We start from the raw sequence: 10,681 nt of genomic DNA, 5'->3' as shown, positions 1-10,681 counted from the left end.
TATATCTAATGATTTTTAACTTTAAAATTATTTAATTATGCTCATCTCTAAATTATATTATATATCAAGTGTGGCTCTATTTTTCCCTGACTTTTTAGATTTATATAACGCCATGTCAGCTCTTTTAAATGCAGATAAAAAGCTATCATCACCTTCATTAAAATAGGAAGCACCTATTGAAATAGTTACATGATATTTTTCACCTTGATATCCATACTCAAAACTTTCTATATCCCTTAAAATCTTATCTGTAAATGAGTCTAAATGTTCTTCTTTTAATCCTTCACAAATAAGGAGAAACTCTTCTCCTCCCCATCTATAAAGAAAATCTGTTTTTCTCGTAGATTTATTTATTATCTCCACAATATTTCTCAAAACTCTATCTCCCATATCATGTCCATAAGAGTCATTGATTTTTTTGAAATCATCTATATCAAATATAATAATAGCATAAACATTATTATACCTTTTAAATAAATAGAATATTTCTTGCAATCTTTTTGTTGCAGCACGCCTATTGAAAGCTTTTGTCAGTTCATCTATATTTAATTCTTCTCTCAACTCTTTATTAGAATTTTTATAATACCAATGTTCTAAAATCAATACTATTGAAATTCCTATAATGACAAGTCCAAGTGATAAACCTCCTATTAATCTAGTCACCTTAGAAAGGGCTTTATCACCATCATTAGATATTTCATCTATGTATGGCTGAATATCATCAAAATAGACACCCATTGCAACAACCCAATCGTATTTCTTATATAACTTTGCATAAGTTAATTTTTCAACAACTTCATCGCGTGTTTTCTTTTTAAAAAAATAAGTAAAATATATTTCTCCATTTTCTTTAATTCCATTAAGCTCTGTTAAGTAAGGGAAATTCCCTTTATTATCTTGTATATTAGTAGATAAATACATACCTTCTGTATATTTTAGGTTTGGATGAATAAGCCTAATAGCATAGTCATCTCCACCATTATAGTTTACAATCTGATTTATCCAAATATAGGCATCATTTTCAAAGCTATCAGTATGTATTCGTTTTTTTATAGATTCTATTGTAGCCTGTTTTATATAATCTTTTGTAACTCCATAGAAAATATGATATTCTCCATAATCATCTTCCTTATATGTTATAGAATCTTTTTTCAAATCATCAATATAGGAGTAAATTCCCTCTACATCACCTATATAGGCTATATTATTTTGATATAAAATTTCATCTGTATATTTGGACAATATTAATATATTACATGCTTCTTTTGTGCTCCCTGTCTCAAAATAATCAATAGTTGTTTCTAGAAAATCATTTTGTTTTAATTGATGATATTCTGATATAACTTTATCAACTCTATTTACACGTCTTTTATTAGTTTCTATTATTTCAATTTGAGTTTGCTCAATACTATTTATAATATTATTGACGGAATCCTTAAGGAAATCTTTTTTTATTTCTATAATACTTTCCTTAATAAACCTTGTATATGATGCTTTTAAATCTTTAAAAGTATATCTATAAGAATAACTCATAATAAATAATATTGAAACTATAGAAAAAATCAGCAAAAAAAGATATAGTTTTCTTATTCTCTCTAATCCATGAATTTTATCCATTAGTTCATATGTCCTTTTTTTCAATTAAACCATCCTTCCAGGTTGTAAACTACGCTCTTATCTATGATTTTATTTTATCATAATTAATATAGTCCTTGAAACCTCTTATGCAAAATTAATTGAATCTTAAAATAAAACTATATATATTATAAATATAAATACTCCTTTCTGACTCAAATCAAACTTTATTTTTTATCAGAAAGGAGTATTTATTTTACATCTCATATACAATAATCATTTTAATATAATGCCTTTAAAAAACAATAAGTTAATATAATAAAGATTTATATTCTCCCATAGGTTTATAAACATTAGGATTATAATAATTAGGGCTTTTTAATGTATATACTAAAGCACTTGCCTGTTCATGGGAGAGTTTCATAGGGTCTACATTGTAATAATAGTTAGCGGCTTCTTTTATCCCATAGCACCCTTCTCCAAAGTAAACAATATTACAGTATAGTTCTAATATTTCATCTTTGCTTAACATATTTTCAATATTAATAGCTACAAAAGTTTCTGCAATCTTACGTTCATATTTTTTGTCAAAAGAAAAATATAAATTCTTAGCAAGTTGCTGGGTTATTGTGCTTCCCCCTTGCACCAATGAATGAGCCTTTACATTATTATACATAGCTCTTCCTATTGAAATAAAGTCAACACCTAAATGATGATAAAACCGCTTATCTTCTGATTTCACAACAAGTTGCAAATACTTATCCGATATCTTATCAAGTGTTATATAATTTTCATTTTCTCTAACTTCATTAATTGCATCTTCAAGGCTCACATCATTTATGGCAGACTTATACATCTTATATCCAGTAATAATTGTAGGAGCTGTAAACACAGCCAGTCCAAAAATTCCAGTTAAAAGAACACATATAATAAATTTAATTATTTTGTTTTTCATTCCTACTGGCCTCCTTTATATTCTACAATTTAATTATAATATATAAGTCATAAATTTGCCTTACATTATCCTAACAGTTTTGTAAGATTGAACCCTCCCGCCACTTAACTTTCTAATAAAGTTTGAAGTGGGGGATTCTTTTTTATAAGGAAGTTTGCTATTATCTTTTAACCCCTATTGGGGAAGCCTTATTCCTTTTAGCGTGTCCAAGTCGCTCTACACCGTAGTAATATTTACCTCGGTTTACATTTAAGATATTTTAATCCTCTTTGGATTTAAGTATTCTTTGTTTATTAGGTTTATATTAACTATATTAGCTTTACGCATTATGTTTAAAGATCCATTTATATCAGCATTTAATATAATACTATCAGCTGATTGATATTTTCCTCTACTTATTCTATATCCACTAAATTTATAGGTTTTACCTTCTTTATAATTTGGTATATAGTCTTCATCAAGAAAACTTGCTCTAGATGTATAACTTTCTTCTTGTTCTATTAAGTTTATTTCTATTCTTTTACTAAGATAGGTTATTTTATCTTTTAAATTTCCTAAGGGTATATTTACAAAGTTTTGATTATTTGCTTTACCTAAGTTACTATTTCTTTGTATATCTTTGTTGTAGCCTATAATAATTGTACCTATATTATTATCTTTACAGTAATCAATAATATATTTAGCTGATTTATTTAAATAGTCATTTACTCTATTATTTCTTTTATTCCATAGTCTTTCTTGTTTCTTTGTATTCCCTTTAATTTTCTGTTTGTCTTTAATTCCTTGTAACCTTGAATTTTCCTTGTTAGCCCATCTATTAATTGATTTTAACTTTTTACCATCTATAATAAAGGCATTTCCTGTATTAGTTGTACATGTAGCTAAATTATCTACTCCTAAATCAATGCTAAGTGCATTTTCTTTATTTAAATCTTCCTTTGGCTCAGCATACTCATATATATACTGAATTTCAAAGAACCTTGCATTATTTTTAGGTATTATTCTTATTTCTTTAACTATTTTGCCCTTAAGATTTCTTGGTACTTTAATTATTATTTTTCCATATAATTTTCTAAATTTAATTGACATAGGTAATTGAAAGAATCCTTTTGATATATTAAATTCTGCAAATATTAAGTTAAAATATCCATCCTTTTTAAGATATTTAGGTAACTTAATATCTTTAAAACTATATTCGCCATTCTTAGCCTTTTCAATAAGTGAAAAAAAAGATTTAAAGCTTCTGTCTACAACCTTAATAATCTGTTGTGCCGAATTATTGTTCATAAGTTTATAGTTTTCATTGGTTTTCAATAGGTGATAGTTGTCATTATAGCTTAGAAATGTTTTGTTGGAAAAGTAATGTTGCCGGATATTATATAGGGCTACGTTATATATATTTTTTGATAAAAAGCATAGTTCTCTTAAAGCTTTATATTCTTTAGCTTTTAAATGTTTAAGTTGTTGTTTTTGCATGCCATACAATGGCTTTTTATCATGAATATCAGTCATCTGTTTCACCTTCTTCCTTTATATGATATAGTTAAATTATACCAAACCCTAATTTACAAAAAAAGCGTTCTTGATAAGAAAAATATATTAAATGGGATTCACCAACCACTTATAGAAGATGAGTGTCCTCTTCCATTGTTTTGATAGATAGTTATCTAAAACTTATAACTATGACAAAGCCACAGGAATACTCCTATGGCTCAAAAAATCATTATTAAATTTTACGTTTATTCTGCGTTACATATCAAAGAAAATTCTCTATATTTTAATGGAGTAACACTAAATTTTTAATATTCTTTACCCTTATTTTCCCATTCCTTTTTACTTAGTTTATAGTGGTAAAATTCTTCATCTTCAATTTCAGCACTTCCTATATAGTTAAAACCACATTTTTGGATTACTTTATTAGAAGGTATATTATAAGTTAAGGCTATTGCATTTAACAACTCAATATTAGTATCCTCAAATAAATATTCTATTAATCCTTGCGCTGCCTGAGTAGTATACCCCTTACCTCTATAATCCTTTGAAATAGCATAAGCTATTTCTCTATTAGGTGATAGTAATTCATCTTTTAAACCTGTACAGCACCACCCAATAAACTCATTTGTCTCCTTTAATATAATCCCTAAAAATAATAATTGGTCCTGAATATTAGGGACAGCTTCTAAAAACTCTTTATTGCTTTTTATATGAAAGTCTCTTAGCCATTCTTTACGCTGTTCTTTTGTAGACTTCCAATCAGGCAGGTAATCCGTTATTTCAGGCTGCAATGTAAGTGCATATAATTCATCTAAATCTTCTAATCTAAACTCTCTCAACATTATATCTTTACACTCTATTGTAAAGGAATTTTCTAAAGCTACCCCTTCATAGTTCATAGCTTTACTTTTAGACATGATTCTCATTCCCTTCTTATTAGTTAAGATGAAACGATTATAACCTATACCATAAATTGACCTTCATATCTTTTGAAAAATTCATAATATATGCGTACATTTTCTAATTCCGTCCATCTTTTCACCTTGACTGGTTTCTCATCAAGATTATATATTTTTGCTCCATACATGGCAAGAATAAATGGAGAGTGTGTTGATATAATAAATTGACAATTAAAAAATCGTGCAGAGTCCTCAATAAATTTCATTAATTCTATCTGACGTTTTGGGGAAAGACTGTTCTCAGGCTCATCTAATAAATAAAGCCCATCTTCCTCAATTTTTTCTGTGAAATACAGAAACGCACTTTCACCATTTGAATATTCTCGCACATTATCCATTAATTCATTTCTCACAAAACGTGACTGAGTTTTACTTCTAGCAAAATTTACTTTTTTAAGTTGCTCGTAGTCCGCTATGGACTTCATCTGAAAATTAGAATACTTGGAATCCAAATATTCTTCAAAAAGTTTTTCCCCGTTTTGATCAATTCCTTCATTAAGATTACGTATATTAAGCATATAATCAAATACATCGTCACTTGTAATAATCCTACTATTCTCAGAAACTTCAGTTCTAAGTTCCATTGTACACATACTGACATAGTCTGTATAAAAATTAGACTTATTATATATAGAATCACGATTAATTCCTAATTTTTCTGCTATTACATTTAATGCCGTAGATTTTCCCGAGCCATTCCCTCCATATAAAATCGTAATCGGCTCAAAATCCACTCTCTCAAAACCATTTTTGGATAATATCTTAAATGGATAGAAAGAATCATAACATGTTCTTTTTACTTCTAGTAAAAAATCAAATTCCATATCTTCATTTGGAAATGTAAAAGTATCTAAATAAACCATTGCTATCTTCCTCTCTATTGAATAAACCGTAGCCACATAACTAGTCTATAGAAGTATCTTGTATATTACTATAAACAATACATTTCTTCCATGCAATTTTACCTATGACTAATCCAATAGGAATGTAGATATATGTACCATAAGGAATTTTAGTCAATATAAAATGCCCTAGTACAAATAAGCCCATTATAATCAAAGAAAAAATCCCCTCCCCTCCGCCTTCTGGTTTCTCTCCTGTCTCAAAGGATTTAGAAAATGGTAAGTTCTTATGAAAAATATTAAATACAATAATTGTAAAAAGCAGTATATTTATTCCTATTACTGTAATTTGGTCAATTATTTGCATCTTATAAATAATTAAAAATACTAAGCTAACTAGAAAATATACTGGCATAAATAAATTTAAAATAGCTGCTTTAACTGTTCCTTTGTAAATAGTAGATTTATCTTTAACAGGTATAGTCTCATATATCCATGAACCTTTATAATTGCCAGAATATCCTAAGGATGCTATTACAGTAGGAATCATAGCAAATACCATATAAATAGATAAATAACTCTTTGTATTAGCTATATTAAAAAGCTCCTTTCTCCCTAAAGTAATTATAATAAAAAAAGGAAATATAATTGCCATTCCTATACTTGGATAAACCTTCAACTTAAATGTTCTTTCGTTTTTTAACATATTTGATGCAAATCTATAAAAAGTTCTTTCATCCTTACTTTTACAAAATATTTTTGATATAAAAATAATAAGTTTATTCCTATCCTTAGTCTGTCCTTCAGCACTGTTTAACTTTTGTAAATTTCTTTCAAATACTGGTATCAGTTTAATATAGATTATAATTGATAATATAGGAACTGCTACTGCAAGTATTGAATAAGCAATAATATATGTTTCTCTATTATTATTTAAAATCAATTCAAAGGGTGCAGAAAACCATATTGGCGGAAAAAAGCATTTCCACATACTAGGCTTAAAACCTATACCTTCTATATCCATCAAATCAAAAACTCTACCTATTAATTGATATCCTATAGACATAACTATAGTTAATCCTATTTGAACGTAATTAATTATATCCTTTAACTTTTCGCCGCTGTAAAATCTAAGAACTAGAAGATAAATAAGCGCTGTAATTATAATTACAAATAATGTGATTAAAATGACTTCTACTAAATATATAGAAAAAAATGTTCTTCCATGCCTTATTATAGATACAACAAGGGAAGGTCCTGAAATTGCAAATGTAATAGCCATAATATATATAAATATATGAATTATCTTAGCCATATTCAATGTCTTATTATCTACTGGCTTAGAAAACAATATTTCTTTATCCTTTACATCAAGTAACACAGAGCTAAAATCAGCCATTAAGGAAATCATCAATAAAAACATAATAAGCCCAAATGTAAAACTCATCTGAAATAAATAATTTTCTCCCATTACTACAAAAGCAATTAAAAATAGCCCCATAAATATGTATACACCTAAAGACTTTAAAAAATTATTTTTATCATCAGCTGCCCCTTCTTTTTTCTTATTTCTATTGTTTATTACAGTAGATGCTCTTCTGCTATCTAATATTAGCTTCACATTAAGTATCCTTCTCATGGTCAGATAGTCTATGCCCATCTTTTCAAATAGACCTTTAAATATATCTAAGAATCTTAATATCTTAAAATCCTTCATCTACATCACTCCTAGTATAGTAGATACTATATCCTTAGCTATTTTCTCATGCTCACTAAATCCTGTTAATTGATTAAAAATCTCTTCTAAGGAACCATCCATAGAACTGCTTTTTAAATCACTGAAACTCCCATCTGCTACTATCTCTCCATTATTTATAAGTATTATCCTACTACTGATCTTTTCAACAACATCCATAATATGAGAAGAATAAAATATGGTCTTTCCTCTTCTAGCCAGTTCTGCTAATACTTCCTTAAATACCATTACACTATTCGCATCCATTCCAGATAAAGGTTCATCCAAAAATAAAATATCAGGATCATTGATTAATGCCGATATTATAAGTGCTTTTTGTTTCATTCCCTTTGAATATGAGCTAAGTCTTGCATCGTAAACATCTTTAATCCCGAATAATTCCATTAATTTCTCAGCTTTTTTATTTGCTTCTTCGTATTCCATTCCATAAAGCTCTCCAATAAAAGTAAGATACTCCCTTGCCGTAAGGTTTTCATAAATCTCAGCTGTTTCTGGCACATATCCAATTTTCTTTTTATATTCAACATCCCCATCTCTTATATCTCGCTCAAATATTTTTATTTCTCCAGAATATTCTCCAACTAAGCCTAACATGATTTTAACTGTAGTACTTTTTCCAGCACCGTTAGGACCTATATACCCTATGATTTCCCCGTTATATATATCTAAATTAACTCCTCTTAATACTTCTTTTGTTCCATAACTTTTCCTTAAATCCCTTATTTTTATTATTGGCTCCATATTCCCATCCCCCTTGGCAAAATATTAATTACAGTATACCATAATAGATCTGTTTCTTATATGTTTATTAAAAATACATCTAATATTTTAAATATGTAATTATACTAATGAAAAAATGGTTATTCAACAAACTAATATAATTCTATAATTAAAAATTCTACAATACTATGCTTCTTTAGACTATCAATATCAATAATAGGTAACTATATAATTTAATGAAGATTTTATAATTTACTATTCTACTTTTCTTGTATTCTTGACTATGGTCATTTGTTCAAATATAATTTAGTTAAAGTGAGGTGGCACCATGATTGAATGCAGTGTAAATAATTTAATTAAATATTATGGAGCAAATAAAATTTTTGAGAATATATCCTTTGAATTACATAGTAATGAACGGGTTGGGTTAATTGGGCAAAACGGATGCGGAAAAACTACTTTAATGAAAGTTCTAATAGGTATTGAGGATTATCATGGAGGAAATATTAGTTTTAAAAAAGGCAATAGAGTTGGATATTTAGACCAGATATTTAAATGTTCTAAGGATACTACTGTCATAGAAATCCTTAAAATTCCATTTGAAAACATATTTAATCTCAAGCTAGAGTTAAAAGCCTTTGAGGAACGCTTGAAGAGTTTATCTGGTGATGCATTAGAAATTGAAATGAAAAATTATGGCTTAGCCATGGAAGAATTTGAACGCTGTGGCGGATATGATGTAGAGACTAATATAAATAAAATATGTAATGGTCTATTAATTCCAGAAAGTTTTAGAGAGAAAAACTTTGAAAGTTTAAGTGGTGGAGAAAAAACAAGGATTCTTTTAGCAAAACTATTATTAGAAAATCCTGACATACTATTATTAGATGAACCTACTAACCATTTAGATATAAAATCTATTGAATGGCTGGAAGATTTTCTCTTAGATTACAATGGTACAGTTCTTATGGTTTCACATGATAGGAGTTTCCTTGATAAAGTTGCAAATCGAATTATAGAATTAGAACCTACATGTACAAAAATATATGATGGAAACTATAGTTATTATGTAATAGAAAAAGAAAAACGGTTTGAACTTGAATACAATGCTTATATGAATAATCAGCGAAAAATCGAAAAGATGGAAGAGCAAATTGAAAGATATAGAATTTGGGGAGCCATGAGAGATAGTGAAAAAATGTATAAGCGAGCCAAAGAACTTGAAAAAAGGTTAGAAAAAGTAGAAGTATTAGATAAGCCAGCATTAGACAACTCAAAGATTAGATTATCTGCTGAGAATGTACAGCGCTCAGGAAAAATCGTTCTTAATACAAAAAATTTAAGTAAGGCTTTTGCTAATAAAAAATTATTTTCAGACATCTCTTTTACTTTATTTTATCAAGATAGATTATGTATAATGGGAGAAAATGGCTGTGGAAAAACAACTCTTCTAAAAATTATATTAGGAAAACTTGAGCCAGATAGTGGAGATGTTACCATAGGCTCAAACATTAAATTAGGCTATTTACCACAGAATGTAGTTTTTGAAGATGAAGATATGACAATCCTGGATTACTTTGCAGCAAAACATAATATTAATCATTATGATGCAAGGTCTGAACTGGCAAAAATGTTATTCATTAGGGATGATGTATATAAAAAGATAAAATCTCTTTCTGGCGGTGAAAAATCTCGGCTTAAATTATGTTCTCTAATATTCGATAAGATTAATTTTATGATTTTAGACGAACCTACTAACCATTTAGATATTGATTCTAGGGAAGTTTTAGAAGAAACACTTTCTAATTTTAGCGGAACAATTCTCTTTGTATCACATGATAGATATTTTGTACAAAAAGTAGCTACAAAGATAATGATACTAAATAAATCTGGGATAAAACTATATCCTATAACATATGATGAATATTTAGATGTAAAGAAAAATGAAATAGCTAAAAATCCTATTCCAAAGGAACTGAAGCCAACTAAAGCAGTTCCTGCCAAACAACCTAGGAAATACAAAAATACTTTTAAAATCAATCAAGTTGAAAATGAAATTGACCAATTCGAAAACAGATTAAAAACCATTAACGAAGAAATGGCATCAAACAGTGATAATGCTGATAAATTATATGATCTTTTTGTTGAAAAAGAATCGCTTGAAAAACAGCTTGAAGATTCTTATGAATTATGGGAAAATCTTAATTCTTAATTCTTCAATTATAAATTAGAAATTCAAAACGCCCTCAAAGGCTAAACATATTAAACTACTAATAAGGATTGAGTTCTATATTGGACTTAATCCTTTTAATTTGCCTTTAATTCTATATATATAGTTTGCAACAAAGATTTTACATTTGAACACAAAGACGATTTATGA

The 10,681-nt window shown here is 27.9% G+C and carries 8 protein-coding genes; 1 reads left to right on the top strand and 7 read right to left on the bottom strand.

Annotated features, from left to right (window positions below; translation table 11 throughout):
• Positions 1-57 precede the first annotated feature (57 nt).
• The 7 genes from ABWP20_RS17515 to ABWP20_RS17485 all read right to left on the bottom strand — a co-directional run bounded on the left by ABWP20_RS17515 (position 58) and on the right by ABWP20_RS17485 (position 8,322).
• Positions 58-1,641 carry a diguanylate cyclase gene (locus ABWP20_RS17515; RefSeq protein WP_353097590.1) on the bottom strand — a complete coding sequence of 528 codons (1,584 nt, stop codon included), beginning with the start codon at positions 1,639-1,641 and terminating at the stop codon, positions 58-60.
• A gap of 244 nt (positions 1,642-1,885) precedes the next feature.
• Positions 1,886-2,530 (bottom strand): transglycosylase domain-containing protein, encoded by a 645-nt coding sequence (locus ABWP20_RS17510; protein WP_353097589.1) that lies wholly within the window; start codon positions 2,528-2,530, stop codon positions 1,886-1,888.
• A gap of 249 nt (positions 2,531-2,779) precedes the next feature.
• Positions 2,780-4,042, bottom strand: coding sequence for an RNA-guided endonuclease InsQ/TnpB family protein (locus tag ABWP20_RS17505; protein WP_353097588.1), 1,263 nt, complete (start codon positions 4,040-4,042; stop codon positions 2,780-2,782).
• Positions 4,043-4,329: 287 nt separating this feature from the next.
• On the bottom strand, positions 4,330-4,941 hold the full coding sequence (locus ABWP20_RS17500; RefSeq protein ID WP_353097587.1) for a GNAT family N-acetyltransferase: 612 nt from the start codon (positions 4,939-4,941) through the stop codon (positions 4,330-4,332).
• A 44-nt stretch (positions 4,942-4,985) separates the two neighbouring features.
• Positions 4,986-5,846 (bottom strand): AAA family ATPase, encoded by an 861-nt coding sequence (locus ABWP20_RS17495; RefSeq protein ID WP_353097586.1) that lies wholly within the window; start codon positions 5,844-5,846, stop codon positions 4,986-4,988.
• A gap of 40 nt (positions 5,847-5,886) precedes the next feature.
• Positions 5,887-7,542: a hypothetical protein gene (locus ABWP20_RS17490; RefSeq protein WP_353097584.1), complete on the bottom strand. Its 1,656-nt coding sequence runs from the start codon at positions 7,540-7,542 to the stop codon at positions 5,887-5,889.
• The gene (locus ABWP20_RS17485; protein WP_353097583.1) at positions 7,543-8,322 is read right to left on the bottom strand and encodes an ABC transporter ATP-binding protein; all 780 of its coding nucleotides are present in this window, start codon (positions 8,320-8,322) and stop codon (positions 7,543-7,545) included.
• A 307-nt stretch (positions 8,323-8,629) separates the two neighbouring features.
• Here ABWP20_RS17485 and abc-f point away from each other — a divergent pair, with 307 nt between their 5' ends.
• Positions 8,630-10,513: a ribosomal protection-like ABC-F family protein gene (abc-f, locus tag ABWP20_RS17480; RefSeq protein WP_353097582.1), complete on the top strand. Its 1,884-nt coding sequence runs from the start codon at positions 8,630-8,632 to the stop codon at positions 10,511-10,513.
• Positions 10,514-10,681: the final 168 nt, after the last annotated feature.

The organism is Tissierella praeacuta, from assembly GCF_040396155.1.
Classification (GTDB): Bacteria; Bacillota; Clostridia; order Tissierellales; family Tissierellaceae; genus Tissierella; species Tissierella praeacuta_A.
Note: the sequence above shows the minus strand (reverse complement) of the source record. Positions and strands in the feature narration are given on the sequence as shown.